Origin of the sequence: Salinirubellus salinus (assembly GCF_025231485.1) — an archaeon.
GTDB lineage: Archaea > Halobacteriota > Halobacteria > Halobacteriales > Haloarculaceae > Salinirubellus > Salinirubellus salinus.
This window is the reverse complement of sequence record NZ_CP104003.1, coordinates 54,246-70,675: the sequence shown is the minus strand read 5'-3', so window position 1 is coordinate 70,675 and position 16,430 is coordinate 54,246. Positions and strand designations below refer to the sequence as shown.

Here is a 16,430-nt window from a genome sequence, read left to right as displayed (position 1 = left end):
GACGTACCCGCCGCCGAGAACGAGAGGGTGGCGAGAACCTCAGCCCTCGCCGGCTGCCACGACGACGGGAACCTCAGCCCTCGCCGGCTGCCACGACGACGAGAACGTCAGTCGTCGCTCGACACGACGCCACGCCCCTCCGCGTCGGCGGCGGTGTCGGCGTACGCTGGCGTCGGCAGGTCGTCGCGCACGTCCGCCTCGGGACGCTCCTCGATGACGCCCGCGTAGGCGTCGGGCATCACCTTCACGAACCGCTCTACCTCCTCCTCCCAGTGGTCGAGGATGTACCGTCCACGGTCGGAGTCGGTGTAGGCGACGTGGTTCTCCACCAGCCGGCGGAGCATCCGCCGGTCCTTCTCGGAGAGTTCCCTCGAGGTGGAGACCATCTCGTGGTTCACCTTCGAGACGAACTCCTCCTCGCGGTCGAGGACGTAGGCGACGCCGCCGGACATCCCGGCCGCGAAGTTCTTGCCCGTCTCGCCCAGCACCGCGACACAGCCGCCGGTCATGTACTCACACCCGTGGTCCCCGACGGACTCGACGACGGCCTTCACGCCGCTGTTGCGGACGGCGAAGCGCTCGCCGGCCATCCCGTTGATGTACGCTTCGCCCTCCGTCGCACCGTAGAGCGAGACGTTGCCGGCGACGATGTTCTTCTCCGGTTCGAGCGTCGAGCTGTCGGGCGTCTCGAGGATGAGTTTCCCACCCGAGAGCCCCTTGCCGACGTAGTCGTTGCCGGAGCCGACGAGCCGCATCGTCACGCCGCGAGCGAGGAACGCACCGAACGACTGGCCCGAGACGCCCGTGAAGTCGATGCTGAGCGTGTCGGGCGCGAGGCCGGCCTCGCCGTGGACCTTCGAGATCTCGTGTGAGAGCGTCGCCCCGACGGCGCGGTGCTCGTTCCCGATCTCCACGTCGAGGTGGGTCGGCTCGTTGCGCTCGACGGCCCCCTCCGCCCGCTCGAGTATCTCCCAGTCGAGCTGTTCGTCCACCTCGTGGGTCTGCGGGTCCGTCTTCGTCCGGGCCTCGCCCGCGAGCGGCGCGAGTACCGAGGACAGGTCGAGCTTCGCCGCCTTCGGCTGGCTCACGTTCGTCCGCTGTCGCAGGACGTCCACCTGCCCCACCATCTCCTCGACGGTGGTGAAACCGAGTTCCGCCATGATCTCGCGGAGCTCCTGCGCGATGAACGTCATGTAGTTGATGACGTGCTCCGGTTCACCGGGGAACCGCTCGCGGAGGTTCTCGCGCTGCGTGGCGACGCCGACCGGACAGGTGTTCTGGTGGCACTGGCGCGCCATCACGCAGCCGGAGGTGACGAGCGCCGCCGTGCCGAAGACGTACTCCTCGGCCCCGAGCAGGGCGCCGATGGCCACGTCTCGGCCCGTCTTCATCCCGCCGTCGACGGTCACCTTGATGCGCGACCGGAGGTCCGTCGCACACAGCATCTGGTTCGCCTCGGCGAGGCCGAGCTCCCACGGCAGCCCCGCGTTCTTGATGCTGGTCTTGGGCGACGCACCGGTCCCGCCGGAGTGCCCCGAGATGTGGACCACGTCGGCGTTGGCCTTCGCCACACCCGCGGCGATGGTGCCGATACCGGCCTCGCTCACGAGTTTGACGTTGATGTCGGCCTCCGGGTTCGCCGCCTTCAGGTCGTGGATGAGCTGTTTCAGGTCCTCGATGGAGTAGATGTCGTGCAGCGGCGGCGGCGAGATGAGACCCACGCCGGGCGTCGAGCGCCGGACGTAGGCGATCATCTCGTTCACCTTCTTCCCGGGCAGGTGGCCACCCTCGCCGGGCTTGCTGCCCTGCGCCATCTTGATCTGCAGTTCGTCGGCGTTCGTCAGGTAGTTCGACGTGACGCCGAACCGGCCGGAAGCGACCTGCTTGACGTTGCACTCTTTCTCGGTGCCGAACCGCTCCGGCGGTTCGCCACCCTCGCCGGTGTTCGACTTGCCGCCGATGCGGTTCATGGCGATGGAGTTGTTCTCGTGGGCCTCGGGCGAGAGGCTCCCCAGACTCATCGCCGCGGTGGAGAACCGCGTCACGATGGACTCGATGGACTCCACCTCGTCGATGTCCACCGGGTCGCGGTCGGAGTCGAACTCGAGCAGCCCACGGAGCGTCTGGAGGTTCTCCGTCTGCTCGTTCATCATCTCCGCGAACTCGCCGTAGCGCTCGTAGTCGCCGGTGCGGACGGCCTGCTGGAGCGCGCCGACGGACTGCGGGTTCCACTCGTGGAACATCCCCGACGAGCGGTGCTCGTACTCGCCCTGCCGTTCGAGGTCGGCGTCGTCGCCGAACGCCACCTCGTGGCGGTTCAGCAGGTCCTCCTCCACGTCGTCGATGTCGATGCCCTCCGTGCGGGCGGTCGTGCCCTCGAAGTACTCGGCGACGAAGTCCGAGGAGAGCCCGACCGCCTCGAAGATCTGGGCACCGCGGTAGGACTCGACGGTCGAGATACCCATCTTCGCCATCGTCTTCAGCAGGCCGTCCTCGACGGCGCCGACGTAGGCGTCGACAGCCGCGCCGAGGTCCGCGCCGTCCTCGCCGGCCACGAGGTCAGCGATGGACTGGTAGGCGAGGTATGGGTTCACCGCGCCGGCACCGTAGCCGACCAGCGTGGCGAAGTGGTGGACCGCCCGCGGGTCGCCCGACTCGAGCACGAGCCCGACGTGGTTGCGCAGGCCGTTGCGGACGAGGTGGTGGTGGACCGCGCCGGTCGCCAGGAGCGACGGGATGGCGGCCCGGTCCGGACCGGTGTTCCGGTCCGAGAGGACGAGGATCTCGTTCTCCTTCGCGGCGCTCGTGGCGGCCATCCGGAGTTCGCGGACCGCCACCTCCAGCGAGGCCGTCTCCTCGGGGTCGTAGGTGATGTCGAGCGTCGCCGTCGAGAGGCCCGCTTCGTCGAGGTCCTTGATGGCGGCCGTCTCGGCGTCCGTCAGGATAGGCGAGTCACAGACGAGCTGTCGGGCGTGCTCCGGCGTCTCGTCCAGCAGGTTCCGCTGGTGGCCCAGCCGCGTCTCCATCGAGGTGACACACTCCTCACGGATGTAGTCGAGCGGCGGGTTCGTCACCTGCGCGAACAGCTGCTTGAAGTAGGAGAACAGCGGGCGGTTGAACTGCGAGAGGACCGACAGCGGCGTGTCGTCGCCCATCGAGCCGACGGGGTCCTTCCCGTCGACCATCATCGGCTCCAGCAGGTGGTCGAGTTCGTCGTAGGTGTAGCCGTAGGCGGCCTGGTGGGCACGCAGGCTCGACACCGCGTCGCGCGGGTCGCGGTCGGTGCCGTCGTCGAGGTCGCGGAGGTCGACCTGCTGGTCGGCCACCCACTCGCCGTACTTCTCGTCGACGAGGTCGTCGAACACCTCGTCGTCCGGGACGATGCGGCCCTCCTCCGGGTCCGCGAGGAAGAGCTGACCGGGCTGGAGCCGGCCCCGCTCGACGAGGTCCGCGGGGTCGTGGTCCAGCGCGCCGGCCTCGCTGGCCATCACGAGCGTGTTGTCCTTCAGGAGGTCGTAGCGGCAGGGTCGGAGGCCGTTACGGTCGAGCACCGCCCCGATGCGGTCCCCGTCGGTGGCGGCGACGAGCGCCGGGCCGTCCCACGGTTCGACGAGCGAGGCGTGGTAGTCGTACCACTCCTGTCGCTCCTCGGAGACGTGGTTGGCGTCCTTGCGCCACGCCTCGGGGATGAGCATCCGGAGCGCGTGGGGCAGGTCACGGCCGCCGGCCATCAGCAGTTCGAGCGCGTTGTCGACGCTCGCGGTGTCCGACTGCTCCGGGTCGTCGATGATGGGCTTTATCTCCTCGATCTCGTCGCCGAAGTCGGGGTGCGCGATGTCCGTCTCTCGCGCCCGCATCCAGTTGATGTTCCCCTGGATGGTGTTGAACTCGCCGTTGTGGATGATGCGGCGGTAGGGGTGTGCGAGGTGCCACGCGCCGAGCGTGTTGGTCGAGAAGCGTGCGTGGACCATCGCGAAGTTCGACCCGAAGCGCTCGTCCGCGAGTTCGGGGAAGTACGCGGTGAGCTGGTCGGCCTTCAGGAGCCCCTTGTAGACGACCGTCTTGCGGTCGAGCGAGCAGACGTAGAACCGCTCGGCGCCGTCGGGTCGGTCGCGCTCGATGCGGTTCTCGACGGCGCGACGGGCCACGTAGAGCGCTCGGTCGAACGCCTTCGCGTCGAGTGTCCCCTCGGGGACGACGAACGCCTGCGCGACGCGGGGTTCGGACTCCCGTGCGGTGTCACCGAGGTCGGCGCCCGCGGCGTCGGTGGGCACGTCGCGCCACTCGAGCACCTCAAGGCCACGCTCGGCCAGTTCCGACTCGAACAGGTCGACGAGGTGTGCCGAGGCGTCCTCGTCCTTCGGGAGGAAGAGCGACCCGACGGCGTACTCTCGGGCCGGTGGGAGGTCGGCCTCCACCTCGACCTCGAAGAACGCGTGGGGAATCTGGAGCATGATGCCCGCGCCGTCCCCGGTGTTCTCCTCGGCCCCCGTCGTGCCGCGGTGTTCGAGGTTCTCGAGCAGTTCGAGGCCGTCCGCTACCACGTCGTGCCCGGCACCGCCGTCTAGGTCGAAGACCACACCGACACCGCAGGAGCCCCGGTAGTCCTCAGGGTCCGCGAGCCCGGCGCCACTCGCGAACGTGTCCTTTCGTTCCTTCATACGCGTGAGTGTCGGAGAGACCAATAAGAGGGTTCCCCTCAAGGACTAATGGTAGATTAACCACAACTAAGGTCATTTAATGCCACTGGAACCCCAGTCCGGTGACAAGAATCACCGGACGACACCGGCTTTCGGTCAGACGGTCGGGACCGGGACCTGTCCGAGGATGGCCTCGACGACGTCCCGCTTGTCCACGTCCTCCACCTTCGCGTCCGGGGTGAGGACGAGCCGATGGGCGAGGACGGGCAGCCCCATCCGCTTGACGTCGTCCGGCGTGACGTATTCCCGACCGGCGAGGACGGCGTGGGCACGGGCCGCTTCGAACAGGCGCTGCGTGCCGCGCGGCGAGACGCCGACCTCGACCCGGCGGTCGGTCCGGGTCGCCCGTGCGACCCGAGCCATGTACTGCAGCAGGTCCTCGTCGACCCGGACGGACTCGGGCGTCTCGCGGAGTGCCGCCACCTCCTCGGGGGACAGCACGGACTCCACGTCCGGCGACCGGGTCGAGCGACCCGCCCGCCGCCGGAGGAGTTCGACCTCCCCCTCCTCGTCGGGGTAGCCGACGGCCGTCTTGACGGCGAAGCGGTCGACCTGCGCCTCCGGCAACGGGAAGGTCCCCTCCTGCTCCACCGGGTTCTGCGTCGCGATGACGAAGAACGGGTCCGGGAGAGCGTGCGTCTCGCCGTCGACGGTCACCTGTTCCTCCTCCATCGCTTCGAGGAGTGCCGACTGCGTCTTCGGCGGCGCCCGGTTGATCTCGTCGGCGAGGACGACGTTCGCGAAGATGGGGCCCTCCCGGAACTCGAAGGTCCGGTCGCGCTCGTTGTAGACGTTCGACCCCGTCACGTCCGTCGGGAGCAGGTCGGGCGTGAACTGGACGCGGGAGAACGAGAGGCCGAGCGCGGTGGCGACGGAGCGGGCGGTGAGGGTCTTGCCGGTGCCGGGGACGTCCTCCAGCAGGACGTGGCCCTTCGAGACCACGCCGGTGAGGACGGTTTCGAGGAACTGCCGGTCCGCGATGACCGCCTCGCTCACCGCGTCGAGGACCGCGGTGCAGGCGTCGGCGGCGTCGGGTACGTCCATGGGTGGTGGGCGACCGCGTGGGTGTTAGGCGTGTCGGGGCGAGACCGAAATCACTAAACTCGAAAGCGTCCCAGTGTGTGACGAGCCGAGGTAGCCTAGCCCGGCCAAGGCGGCAGATTCGAAATCTGCTGTCCTCACGGACACGTGAGTTCAAATCTCACCCTCGGCGCTTCTGTCGTTCTCGACTCGTGAGCGTGCCGAGCGTAGCGAGGGCGCGAGCCCCGGCGCGTCTCCCGTTCACTTCCCCCACCACGAGCAGGTCCCGGTCGTTCTCGACGTACCTGGACTGCCCGTGCTCGCTCCGCACCAGTGCCACGAACGCCGCCTCGCGGGGGTCCGGGTCGCCCCACGAGCAGAGCGGGACCGGGTACGTCGCGGGGGAGTCGGCCTCGTGTGGTTGGTAGCCGGTGCCGTCGACGGTCAGCGACGGGACGAGGACCTCGCGGGTCGGGACGCCGGCCTGGACGAGCGAGACGGCGTCGTCGCGGTCGGCGACGGTCTGCAGTCGGGTGGGTGCCTTCCCCGCCCGCCGGTCGATGGCGGCAGGCGGCGCCGCTCGAAGAAGTCGGTCTTCACGTGGAGCGGCGGGCCCGGATCGGCGACGCCGAGGACGAACGGCTCGCGTGTCGATCGCCACCTCGAGGCGTTCGCTACGCTCACGCCTCGCGCTCGAACCACCACGCGCCACCCGCCTGCACCACCTCGCCGTCGAACCGGACCTCGCCCGACCCCACGTCGGTGATCAGGTCCACGTGCACCGCACTCTCGTTCGTGTCCACCCCCTCCGGCACGCACTCCGGAAGCGCGTCGCCCAGCGCCACGTGGACCGTGTCACCCATCTTCTCGTCGAACAGCGTCCGGCCCGTCGCCTCGGTGATGCCGCGGTTGGTCCCGAAGCCGAGTTCGCCGACCCGGCTCGCGCCCTCGTCGGTCGCCAGCAGTTCGTCCAGCACCGCACGACCGGTCTCGGCGTCGTGCGCTACCACGCGGCCGTCCTCGAAGACGAGGCGAGCGTTCCGGACCTCACGGCCGTGACGGCGCACCGGCACGTCGAAGGTGGCCTCGCCGTCCACGCCGTCGAGTCGTGGGACGGTGAACACCTCGCCGCCGGGGAGGTTGTGGGTGGCGTGGTCGTCGGCCGCGTCCATCCCCGAGACGTCGAGGGTGAGGTCGACCCCGTCCGCGCTGACCCGGACCTCGTCGGTCGCGTCGAGTCGGTCGGCGATGCGCTGCTGGCGCTCGCGCAGCGCTGCCCAGTCGCGGTCGACCGCGTCGTAGACGGTGTCGCGCCACGCCTCGGTGCTCCGCTCGGCCGCCTGCGCGTCCGCCGCCGTCGGATGCTGGGTGATGACCCACCGGGTGTCCAGTCGGGCTTCGAGGACGGGCTGGCGTGCGCGGCTCGCCGGTGACCCCTTGGCCGGGTCGACGTCGCACTGAGCGGCGCGGTTCCGGGCGCCCTGCACGAGTATCACGACGTCCGTGGCCTCCATCGCGGCGAGGCGGTGCTCGCTCGTCGAGAAGTCGTCGGCGTCCATCGCCCGCGCTCTCGCTCGGCCGGCGCGAGGGCTCCGGAGCCACGTCGTCGCGTTCGCACCCCGCTCGCCGACGCGTTCGTAGAGCGCGACCACGAGGTCCTCGGCGACCGAGGGCGCGCGGATCAGCACCTCGTCGCCGCGCTCGACCCCGGTGCAGTGCTCGACCAGTACCTCGGCGTGTCTGCTGACGCGTTCGTCCACGACTGGAGGGCCGGCGGACGGCGTATCAACGTCCGCCGGCCGACCGTGGTGGAAGTGAAACTGGTCGTGCGTCGGGACCGCGCTGCGGGGCGAAGAAGTGGAGTTCAGACCGTCGCACCGACCACGGTGCGACAGGCCGGACAGGCGTCGTCGTCGAGGTCACTCTCGGTGCCGGTCCACCCACAGGTCGGACACATCACTGGTTCGACGGGCACGGACGAGGCTCGTCGCGCCGGCCACTTCAGCACCCAGCAGACGAGCGTCAGACGCTCAGTAGCCGCGGTCGAACCCGGTCTGGTCCGGTTCGCCGGTCCGGTCGCGGGCGAGCCCACCCCGGAACGCCACCCACGCCAGCACGCTCACCGCGAGGATGGGCGGGAGTATCATGAACCCCCAGAGCGGGTCCAGCCCCCAGAGCAACAGCAGTACGACGTCGGCGATGCCGAGCCCGAGGAACGGGAGCATCGCCAGGAACGCCTGTTTGCGGCTCAGCCGGAACTCCTCCATACCCACCCTCGGGGCGCGGCCGACAAAAACATCGCGTCTCGGGTCACCCACCGCCGACGGCACCGAGCGCGTCGTTGCGCGACGACGTGACTCCCTCTCGCACCGGCCAAACGCTCTTGTGGGGTGGCCGGCTCTGGTCGGTAGAGGTCGAAGGATGCCCAGCACGACTCGTCTCTGACGCCGGTATCGCTCTGTGGCCACGGCTCGCGTGTCCGACACACGCGCCACACCCTTCGACAGATGTCATCACGACCACGCTCCGCCGTCCCAGAACGGCACCGCTGGGACCTCTCTCGCGTCTTCGCCGACGCCGACGCCTGGGAGGCCGCCCACGCCGACCTGACCGACCGCATCAACGACCTCCACACCCGCGCCGAGAGCGCGACCGACTCCGCGACGGCGCTGCAAGACGCCCTCGACACCTACGAGCGGGCCGTCTGTCTCGACCAGCGGGTCTCGCTCTACGCCAGCCTCCGCGAGAAGACCGACACCAGCGACGAAACCCGGACCGAGCGGGCGACCCGCGCCCGCAAGACGAGCGCCGCACTCGAGGAGGCCAGACGGGCGCTGTTCCGCCACCTCGCGGCCCACCCCGACGCCGTCGAGCGCCACCGCGACGGCGTCGGCGACCGCTTCGCCGGGTTGCTCGAAGACGTCCTCCGCGAGCGCGAGCACACCCTCGGCCCGGAGGGCGAACGGGTCCTCGCGGCCGTCTCGGACGCACTCGACTCGCCGAAGCGGACCTACTGGACCGTCACGAACGAGGACTTCGACGCGCCAACCGTCGCGGGACCGGGCGGCGGCGACGCCGTCGAGGTGACGTGGCTCCGTCTCCAGACCGCACTCCGACACCCCGACCGCGAGTTCCGTCGTCGTGCGTTCGAGGCCTACTACGAGCGCCTCGGGCGTGTCGAGGGCACTGCCACGCGGGCCATCGCCGACGTGGTCGCCTCGCACGTCGCCCGCGCCGACGCCCGGGACTACGACTCCGTGCGGGAGATGGCGCTGCGGAAGGAGACCTACCCCTCGACCGGTCGGCGACTCGCCCTTCCCGAGTCGGTCCACGACACGCTGACCGGGACCGTCCACGAGGCCCTCGACCCGTGGCACCGCGCCCACGAGCGCCGACGCGAGACGCTCGGCGTCGACCAGTTACGGCCGTGGGACCTCCGGGTACCGCTGGCCACACATCGGGACGACGTGGCGGACGCGGACCCCGAGGTGTCCGTCGACGAGGCCACCAACCTCCTCCTCGACGCCGTGGCACCGCTCGGCGAGGCGTACCGCGAGACGCTCGCGGGACTGCTGGCGGAGCGCCGCGTCGACGCGCTGCCCCACGCCGACCGCGAGGACCTGCTGGGGTTCGGCCCGTGGGGGTACGACCCCGGCCCGTACCTGTTCGTCACCTACGACGGGACGGTGAAGGCCGCCTCCATCCTCGCGCACGAACTCGGCCACGCCGTGGCCGCCGAACACCTCCGGGAGGCCCGCGACCCGCTGGACGCGACGATGCCCCGGCCCGTCGAGGAGGTGCCGAGCCTCCTCCACGAACTCCTGCTGGCCGACCACCTGTTCGACGAGCGGCCCGACCTCGCCCCGTTCGCCCGCGACCGCCTGCTGGAGTTCCTCGGCGGCAACCTCTTCCGCACGGCCCGGAACGCCACCCTCGGCCACCGGGCCCACCGCCACGTCGAGGACGGTGGCGACCTCGGCCGCGAGCGCCTCGCCGGGTGGCACACCGACCTCGTCGCGGAGTTCCAGCCGGCCGTCGAGCCGCCGGAAACGGACCGCCGCTGGCTGGCCGGGAGCTACCGCCGCGAGCCCTACCACCACTACCAGTACGTCCTCGGCGCCGCCGGTTCGACCGCCGTCTTCGACGGACTGCGCGCGGGCGACCTCACACCGGCCGACTACCGGACCTTCCTCCGGACCGGCGCCACGGAGGACTCGGTGACGATGCTCTCGCGGTTGGGGGCCGACCCGCGCGAGCCGTCGACCTACGAGCGGGCGGCCACGGTGTTCGACCGGTACGTCGACTGAGACGGAGGGCCACCGAGCACCCGGCGAACGCGCGCTTTTGCCCGCCGGTGGCCTGTCGAGTCGGCATGACCACCCCACTCGACGACGTCGAGTTCCTCGCTCGCTCGGCACACAGGGTACACGTACTGGAGACACTCCACCGGGGTGCCACGACCCGGGGCGATCTGCGGGACCGGACCGGCATCGCGCAGGCGACGCTCACGCGGACGCTCGACGACCTGGTCGAGCGACGCTGGGCCAGGAAGCGTGGTCGAGTCTACGAGCTGACGCCGCTCGGGGTCGTCCTCGCCGTCGAGTTCGCCGACCTGCTGGAGACGGTCGAGACGATGCAGCGACTGCAGTCGCTGGCCGAGTGGCTCCCCGCGTTCCCGTTCGACCTGCGGCTGCTCGCCGACGCGACGGTGACGCTCCCGACGGACACGGACGTGCTCGCCCACGTCGGGCGCGTCGAGCGACTGCTGGACGGCGCGGACTCCTCGTGGGTCCTCGCCGGGTCCGTGTTCCACGAGTCGCTCGAACGCCAGCACCGGCGCTCGACCGGGCGTGGCCAGCGACAGGTGGCGGTCCTCTCTGCCGCCGCGCTGGAGCGGGCCCGGTCGGACCCGGAGCTACGCCAGCTCGCCGCGGACCTGCTGGCGTCGGGCTGCGTCGACGTCTACCGGTACGACGGGACGGTGCCAGTGATGCTCGGTCTCGTCGACGAGGTGGCGCTCGTCGCCCCGCTCGACGAGAGCGGCGTCCCCCGTGGTCTCGTCGAGAGCACAGACCCGACCGTCCGGGAGTGGGTGGCGACGACCCTCCGCGAGTACGTCGAGGGGGCCGAACCGGTGACGGCCACGGCGTTCACCGGGTGAGTCGCGGCGTGGCAGGTGCTCACGTCGTGGAACGTTTTCACCGGGAATCGTGATGCTCCGAGCGGTCGTCTCTGGGGGTATGGCAGCGACTGTACGGACGGCGACTGAGACGACCGGTGGACGCACGCTCGGTGGCTTCGGCTACCGGGCCGAGACGATGACGACGGCCCACTGGGTCGTCGCGGGGCTCGCGGCCGTGACGGGCGGGATCCACGCGTATCTCTACCTCACGCAGGGGTTCCTCCCCTTCGGGTTCGCGGCGGTCGTGTTCTTCGCGGCCGTCCTCGGCCTCCTGCTGAACGTCTACCGACGCGCGCTCTACGCGCTCGGTATCCCGTTCACGCTCGGTCAGGTCGCGATGTGGTACCTCCAGGGGATGCCCGACTTCACACTCGGCGTCGTCGACAAGGCGGTCCAGCTCGCGCTCGTCGCGATGCTGGTCTACCTGCTCCTGAACGAGCGACGCCTCGTCGCTCGCTCGCGGTAGGAGGTGCGAGATGGACAGGATCGGCATCAGCCGACGGGACTACCTGCTCGGGACGGGCGCACTGGTGCTGGCGACGACGCTCGCCGGCTGTGGCGCGCGTGGCCGGACACCCACTCCCACGCCGACGCGGTCCCCGACCGAGCCGACGCTCGGCTCGGAACCGGACTACGGCACCTGGTTCGACGGCGTGAGCACCTACACCGGCACCGAAGACTGGCGCGGCCGTGAGACGGTCACGGTCATCGTCGGGTCGAAGGGGTCGCTCGGCTACTTCAAGTTCGCGCCCCCGGCGGTCGCGGTCTCACCCGGCACCACCGTCCGCTTCGCGTGGTCCGGGCACGGTGGCAGTCACGACGTGGTCGCACTGGACGGGTCGTTCACGAGCGGCCCGCTGACCGACCGACCGGGCCACGTCTTCGAACACCGGTTCGAGACGCCCGGCGTCCACCGGTACTACTGCACCCCGCACCGCGGGATGGGGATGCGCGGGGCCGTCACGGTGCTCGCGTAGCCCGCTCGGGGACCGGGTCCGGGCGTGCGGCGAGCGCGTGTTCTTGCTCGTCGGCGTGCTGAGAGAGCGATATGCCCGTCACGCCGCTCGACGACGTCGAGTTCCTCGCTAGCTCCGCGAACCGGGTGCGGGTGCTGGAGACGCTGGCCGAACGGTCCGCCACCCGCCCGGAACTCCACGACGTGACCGGTATCAGTCGGCCGACGCTCGGGCGCGTCCTCACCGACGCCGAGGCCCGTGGGTGGGTCGACCGTGCGGGGCGCGAGTACCGGCTGACCCCGCTCGGTCGGCTCCTCTTCGACGCGTTCGGCGACCTCCTGGAGACGGTCGAGACCACGCAGCGACTCCGGGCGGTGGCCCCGCACCTCCCGCTGGCGGCGCTGCCGTTCGACCTCTCACACCTCCGGGACGCGACTGTCACGGTGCCGCACTCGCCGGACCCGTCGGCCCACCTCCGGCGGGTCGGCGACCTCGTCCAGACGGCCGAGAGGGTCCGGTTCCTCGGTGCGAACGTCTACCCCGAGACGGTCGCGAGGCAGCGTGACCTCGTGAGTCGGGGACAGACCTACGAGATAACCCTCGCAGCGGCCGCCGTCGACGTGACTCGGACGCACCCCGAGACGGCCGCGACCGTCCGTGAACTGCTGGATTCCGATGCTGTCAGGCTCTACCGGTACGAGGGGTCGGTCCCGTTCTCGCTGGTGACCGTCGACGACACCGCACTCGTCCTCCCGTACGACGAGGAGGACACCCCCTGTGCCTTGCTCGAGACGAGCGACCCAGTCGTCCACGAGTGGGTCGACCGGACGCTGGACGAGTACCGTGAGGCCGCCACGCGCGTGACCGCGGCCGACTTCGACTCGCTCGACTAGCGTCCCTCGAACTCCGGCTCGCGGTCCTCGATGCGTGCGCTGAACCCCTCGTGGTAGTCGTACGTGTCGTCCAGCTGGGCGCCGAGCGTGCGCTCCAGTTCCAGCCCCTCGTCGAGCGGCGTCTCCAGCGCCGCGTTCAGCGCCACCTTCGCGTTCGCCATCCCGAGCGGCGCGTTCTCGCAGAGGTCGTCCGCGAGGTCGCGGGCACGGGCGTCCACCTCGTTGTCCGGGACCACGTCGTGGACCAGTCCCATCGTCCTCGCTTCCTCGGGGTCGACCCAGTCGCCGGTGAGGACGATTCGCTTCGCGTTCGAGAGCCCCACGAGCCGCGGGAGCCGCTGGGTCGCCCCGCCGTGCGGGAACGTCCCGAGTTGGACCTCCAGCACCCCGTAGCGAGCGTCGCTGCCGAGGACCCGGAAGTCGAACGGGAGGGTCAACTCGAACGCGCCGGCCGGGGCCGCGCGCTTGACGGCCGCGACGGTCGGCACCGACACCGACTCGATGGTCTCGAGCAGGCGAGGGAACCGCTCGGCCGTCGCACCCGACTCCTTCCGGTCACGCATCATCTCGAGGTCCATCCCCGCGCAGAACACCGGCCCGTCGCCCTGCAGGACCAGCGCGCGCACCTCGTCGTGGGCGTCCGCGGCCTCGATGGCCTCGCGCAACTGCTCCAGCAGCGGTTCGTTCATCGCGTTGCGCTTGTCCGACCGGGTCATGGTCACGTCCGCGCGGTGTCCCTCGACCTCCAGACGGGCGTACTCCCACTCCTCCACGAGTCGACTGTCACTCATACCCGAGGGTTCGTGGCAGGGAGCCTAAGCGTTGGGCCGGACCGGTCGGGCCGGTGACGGTCCCATCGCCGCGATGCACCCGCCGCGCGAGAACGACCGGCGTTCAAGTCGGCGCCCCACCTCGGGACCGGACGTGCGACCGACGAAGTGGCGGGCGCTGGCGCTGGTGGCGACGGCCGAACTCCTGTCGATGAGTCTCTGGTTCTCGGCGTCGGCCGTCGCGCCGGAGCTCGCCGCCGCGTGGGGACTCACCCCGGGTGAGGTCGGCCTCCTCACGAGCGCCGTGCAGGTCGGGTTCGTCGTGGGGGCGCTCCTCTCGGCCGCGCTCACGCTCTCGGACGCGGTGCCGCCGCGCTACCTGTTCGCCGCGAGCGCTGTCGCCGGCGCGGGCGCGACGGCCGCCCTCGCCGCCAGTGTCGACACGCTCGTCCCCGCCGTCGCGCTCCGGTTCCTGACCGGCGTGGCGCTGGCGGGCGTCTATCCGCCCGGGATGAAGATCGCCGCGGGGTGGTTCACCGAGGCGCGTGGCCTCGCCATCGGCACCGTCGTCGGCGCCCTGACGGTGGGGTCCGCGCTCCCGCACCTCCTGCGGGCGCTCGGCGGCGTGGGACGCCCGCGCCTCGTCCTGTTCGGGGCGAGCGGCCTCGCCGTGCTCGCGGCGGGGCTGATACTGCTCGTCCGCCCCGGCCCGCATCAGGCCCCGGCGGCTCCGTTCGACCCCGCGGCCGTCCGGCGGGTCGTCTCGGACCGCGCCACCACGCTGGCGAACCTCGGCTACTTCGGGCACATGTGGGAGCTGTACGCGGTCTGGACGTGGCTCCCGGCCTACCTGGTGGCGACGCGGGCCGTCGACGGCGCGAGCGGCCTCGCCTCACTGCTGACGTTCGGGACCATCGCCGTCGGTGGCGTCGGGGCCGTGGCCGCGGGACGCTACGCCGACCGCCTCGGCCGGACGCGGGTCACGAGCGCCGCGATGGTCGTCTCCGGGTCCGCGTCGGTGCTGGCGGGCGCGTTCTTCGGCCTCCCGCTCGTCGCGCTGCTCCCCTTCCTGCTCGTCTGGGGCGTGACCATCGTGGCCGACTCCGCGCAGTTCTCCGCGGCCGTCACCGAGCTCGCCGACCCGGCCTACGTCGGGACGGCGCTCACCCTCCAGACGGCCGTCGGGTTCCTGCTGACGACGGTGTCGATACAGCTGGTGCCGGTGCTGCAAGGGGCCGTCGGCTGGCAGTGGGCGTTCGCGCCGCTCGTCGTCGGACCGGTGCTGGGGACGCTGGCGATGCAGCGACTCCGAAGGCGGCCGGAGGCCGCACGGCTCGCTGGCGGGCGTGGATAGAACGGGAGACTCGGGTCGGACCGCGGCGGAGGACTGCGTGCAGGGTGCGTGCGTCAGTTGGGACCACCGTGTCGTGGGACTCGGGGCGTCAGTCACCGCCCGCGTTCTCGGACGCGGGCGTCTCGCCGTCACCCGGTGTCAGGTCGCTGACGGCCTGCCCGAGGTTCTCGACGGTCCCGTCGAGGAACCCGCGTACCGTCTCGTGGATGTCGCCCACGAATTCGGGGACCGGCCCGGGCAGGTCACTCGGGGGGCCGGCCTCGGCGGGCGCGTTCTCGGACGGTGCGTCGTCGGGGGCCGCGGCCGCGGCCCCCACGCCCAGTGTGAGCGCGAGGACCGCGAGCGCCGCGACCACGATGCGTGTCGGCTTCATGGCTGCACCCGGAACGAGGGACCGGGGCCACTTGAGGGGGCCAGAGCGTTCAGTCGGTTCAGCAGACGACGACCGTTCGACGCCGGATTCGGGCGTCTGAACGGAGTTGAACGGAATGAACGTCGCGGCCCCGTGACCTCCCGTGGCTCAGTGGGCGTCGAGCGAGGTCTGTGCGGTGGCGGCCGTCTGCTCGCGCGCCCGACTCCGCTCCGGGTCCCAGCGACGCGCGACCACGTAGCCGTCGACGCTGTCGTCCTTCGGGTGGGCGTCCTGGACCCACACCGTCCGGTCGCCGCTCAGGTCGCGCGCCCACGAACGGGCCTGCGGCTTCGAGTCGAACCGCTGTCTGGTGCCGTTGTCACGGACCCACTCGCCGGCCTCGACGCTGGCCTTCCGGGCCGAGCGTTTCACGTCGACGAGGTAGCCGGGCGACCCCGCGTCGGCCGTGCCGTCGTCCTGTTCGTCCGCGGCGTCCGAGGTTCCCGCCTCGAACGCCGACAACTCGCCGTTCACGCCGTTCGGTTGGCGCAGGTGTGGCAAAAGTTTTCATACCCGCTCGTCCGAGTTCGGTTCGATGACGCACGAGGCCAGGGTTCGGGGGTTGGGCATGAGCGTCACCGAGAGTGGACCCGACGCCCCGGTCGTGATGCTCGAGGCCGACGGCCGGGTGGTCCCCATCTTCATCAGCACCGACCAGGCCCAGTCCATCCAGCACGCGCTCGACCGGGACCCGTTCGACCGCCCCCTGACCCACGACCTCCTCGTGGAGATGGTCGGCGAGTTCGGCGCCGCCATCGACCGCGTCCGCATCGACGCGCTGACCGGCGGGACGTTCCTCGCGAAGATCGACGCCGAGCAGTACCGCGACGGCGAACGCCGCGCCGTCACCTTCGACGCTCGCCCCTCCGACGCCATCGCCGTCGCGCTGCGACTGGACTGTCCCATCCAGGTCAGCGACGACGTGCTGGCGGAGGCCGGGCGCTCGCCGGAGGAGTTCGACGTGACCTGACCAAACTCTTCCGCTCGGTCGGGTTCGGCGCCCCGCCCCGAGGTTAGCCTCCGCCAAGCGAGGACGAAAGCTCACGGGATTCGTACAGTCACTCATGAAAGAGCGAATCCAGCGACCGGACGGCGTGCGGGGTATCGCCGCGGGCACGAGCCACGCTGGAGTCCGCTCCGGTG

Annotated in this window: 15 protein-coding genes and 1 tRNA gene; 8 read left to right on the top strand and 8 right to left on the bottom strand. The window is 70.8% G+C overall.

All coding sequences use genetic code 11. From position 1 onward, the window contains the following. Window positions 1-107 precede the first annotated feature (107 nt). Both gltB and N0B31_RS00385 read right to left on the bottom strand, forming a co-directional pair. A complete protein-coding gene (gene gltB / locus N0B31_RS00390; protein ID WP_260593741.1) occupies window positions 108-4,661 on the bottom strand; it encodes a glutamate synthase large subunit in 4,554 nt (1,517 codons plus the stop codon). Window positions 4,662-4,796: 135 nt separating this feature from the next. Beyond that, window positions 4,797-5,744 carry an AAA family ATPase gene (locus N0B31_RS00385; RefSeq protein WP_260593740.1) on the bottom strand — a complete coding sequence of 316 codons (948 nt, stop codon included), beginning with the start codon at window positions 5,742-5,744 and terminating at the stop codon, window positions 4,797-4,799. 84 nt (window positions 5,745-5,828) lie between these two features. On the opposite strand from N0B31_RS00385, the gene N0B31_RS00380 reads away from it, so the two are divergent. Further along, window positions 5,829-5,913, top strand: a tRNA-Ser gene (locus N0B31_RS00380). Here N0B31_RS00380 and N0B31_RS00375 read toward each other — a convergent pair. The 3 genes from N0B31_RS00375 to N0B31_RS00365 form a co-directional block, all read right to left on the bottom strand. Next, window positions 5,902-6,381, bottom strand: a complete 480-nt coding sequence (locus tag N0B31_RS00375) for a hypothetical protein (RefSeq protein WP_260593739.1) — start codon at window positions 6,379-6,381, stop codon at window positions 5,902-5,904. The two genes, N0B31_RS00380 and N0B31_RS00375, sit on opposite strands and share 12 nt — an antisense overlap. 19 nt (window positions 6,382-6,400) lie before the next feature. Then, window positions 6,401-7,480: an aminopeptidase gene (locus N0B31_RS00370; RefSeq protein WP_260593738.1), complete on the bottom strand. Its 1,080-nt coding sequence runs from the start codon at window positions 7,478-7,480 to the stop codon at window positions 6,401-6,403. Between the two features lie 270 nt (window positions 7,481-7,750). Beyond that, window positions 7,751-7,987: a DUF8142 family protein gene (locus tag N0B31_RS00365; RefSeq protein WP_260593703.1), complete on the bottom strand. Its 237-nt coding sequence runs from the start codon at window positions 7,985-7,987 to the stop codon at window positions 7,751-7,753. A 240-nt stretch (window positions 7,988-8,227) separates the two neighbouring features. Between N0B31_RS00365 and N0B31_RS00360 the strand changes: the two genes are divergently transcribed. The 5 genes from N0B31_RS00360 (at window position 8,228) to N0B31_RS00340 (ending at window position 12,751) form a co-directional block, all read left to right on the top strand. Further along, window positions 8,228-10,027, top strand: coding sequence for a M3 family oligoendopeptidase (locus N0B31_RS00360; RefSeq protein ID WP_260593702.1), 1,800 nt, complete (start codon window positions 8,228-8,230; stop codon window positions 10,025-10,027). A 65-nt stretch (window positions 10,028-10,092) separates the two neighbouring features. Continuing rightward, on the top strand, window positions 10,093-10,881 hold the full coding sequence (locus N0B31_RS00355; protein ID WP_260593737.1) for a helix-turn-helix transcriptional regulator: 789 nt from the start codon (window positions 10,093-10,095) through the stop codon (window positions 10,879-10,881). 79 nt (window positions 10,882-10,960) lie between these two features. Continuing rightward, a complete protein-coding gene (locus N0B31_RS00350) occupies window positions 10,961-11,368 on the top strand; it encodes a hypothetical protein (protein WP_260593700.1) in 408 nt (135 codons plus the stop codon). 10 nt (window positions 11,369-11,378) lie between these two features. Then, on the top strand, window positions 11,379-11,879 hold the full coding sequence (locus N0B31_RS00345) for a halocyanin domain-containing protein (RefSeq protein ID WP_260593699.1): 501 nt from the start codon (window positions 11,379-11,381) through the stop codon (window positions 11,877-11,879). Between the two features lie 71 nt (window positions 11,880-11,950). Next, window positions 11,951-12,751 (top strand): helix-turn-helix transcriptional regulator, encoded by an 801-nt coding sequence (locus N0B31_RS00340; RefSeq protein ID WP_260593736.1) that lies wholly within the window; start codon window positions 11,951-11,953, stop codon window positions 12,749-12,751. Here N0B31_RS00340 and N0B31_RS00335 read toward each other — a convergent pair. Beyond that, entirely contained in the window at window positions 12,748-13,542 is a 795-nt protein-coding gene (locus N0B31_RS00335; RefSeq protein ID WP_260593735.1) for an enoyl-CoA hydratase/isomerase family protein, read from the bottom strand. The genes N0B31_RS00340 and N0B31_RS00335 overlap by 4 nt on opposite strands. A gap of 190 nt (window positions 13,543-13,732) precedes the next feature. Here N0B31_RS00335 and N0B31_RS00330 point away from each other — a divergent pair, with 190 nt between their 5' ends. Continuing rightward, window positions 13,733-14,875 (top strand): MFS transporter, encoded by a 1,143-nt coding sequence (locus N0B31_RS00330; protein ID WP_380628429.1) that lies wholly within the window; start codon window positions 13,733-13,735, stop codon window positions 14,873-14,875. 88 nt (window positions 14,876-14,963) lie between these two features. Here N0B31_RS00330 and N0B31_RS00325 read toward each other — a convergent pair whose 3' ends face one another. Continuing rightward, window positions 14,964-15,248 (bottom strand): hypothetical protein, encoded by a 285-nt coding sequence (locus tag N0B31_RS00325; RefSeq protein WP_260593696.1) that lies wholly within the window; start codon window positions 15,246-15,248, stop codon window positions 14,964-14,966. A 147-nt stretch (window positions 15,249-15,395) separates the two neighbouring features. Further along, complete coding sequence (locus N0B31_RS00320) at window positions 15,396-15,761, bottom strand: DUF8081 domain-containing protein (protein WP_260593695.1); 366 nt, start codon at window positions 15,759-15,761, stop codon at window positions 15,396-15,398. A 61-nt stretch (window positions 15,762-15,822) separates the two neighbouring features. Here N0B31_RS00320 and N0B31_RS00315 point away from each other — a divergent pair, with 61 nt between their 5' ends. Continuing rightward, complete coding sequence (locus tag N0B31_RS00315) at window positions 15,823-16,257, top strand: bifunctional nuclease family protein (protein WP_260593733.1); 435 nt, start codon at window positions 15,823-15,825, stop codon at window positions 16,255-16,257. Window positions 16,258-16,430: the final 173 nt, after the last annotated feature.

Coding starts and splice junctions, on each gene's coding strand:
- N0B31_RS00335 (WP_260593735.1), bottom strand. CDS start 13,542: ATGAGTGACAGTCGACTCGTGGAGGAGTGGGAGTACGCCCGTCTGGAG.
- N0B31_RS00360 (WP_260593702.1), top strand. CDS start 8,228: ATGTCATCACGACCACGCTCCGCCGTCCCAGAACGGCACCGCTGGGAC.
- gltB (WP_260593741.1), bottom strand. CDS start 4,661: ATGAAGGAACGAAAGGACACGTTCGCGAGTGGCGCCGGGCTCGCGGAC.
- N0B31_RS00315 (WP_260593733.1), top strand. CDS start 15,823: ATGACGCACGAGGCCAGGGTTCGGGGGTTGGGCATGAGCGTCACCGAG.
- N0B31_RS00355 (WP_260593737.1), top strand. CDS start 10,093: ATGACCACCCCACTCGACGACGTCGAGTTCCTCGCTCGCTCGGCACAC.
- N0B31_RS00330 (WP_380628429.1), top strand. CDS start 13,733: ATGAGTCTCTGGTTCTCGGCGTCGGCCGTCGCGCCGGAGCTCGCCGCC.
- N0B31_RS00350 (WP_260593700.1), top strand. CDS start 10,961: ATGGCAGCGACTGTACGGACGGCGACTGAGACGACCGGTGGACGCACG.
- N0B31_RS00345 (WP_260593699.1), top strand. CDS start 11,379: ATGGACAGGATCGGCATCAGCCGACGGGACTACCTGCTCGGGACGGGC.
- N0B31_RS00325 (WP_260593696.1), bottom strand. CDS start 15,248: ATGAAGCCGACACGCATCGTGGTCGCGGCGCTCGCGGTCCTCGCGCTC.
- N0B31_RS00385 (WP_260593740.1), bottom strand. CDS start 5,744: ATGGACGTACCCGACGCCGCCGACGCCTGCACCGCGGTCCTCGACGCG.
- N0B31_RS00365 (WP_260593703.1), bottom strand. CDS start 7,987: ATGGAGGAGTTCCGGCTGAGCCGCAAACAGGCGTTCCTGGCGATGCTC.
- N0B31_RS00340 (WP_260593736.1), top strand. CDS start 11,951: ATGCCCGTCACGCCGCTCGACGACGTCGAGTTCCTCGCTAGCTCCGCG.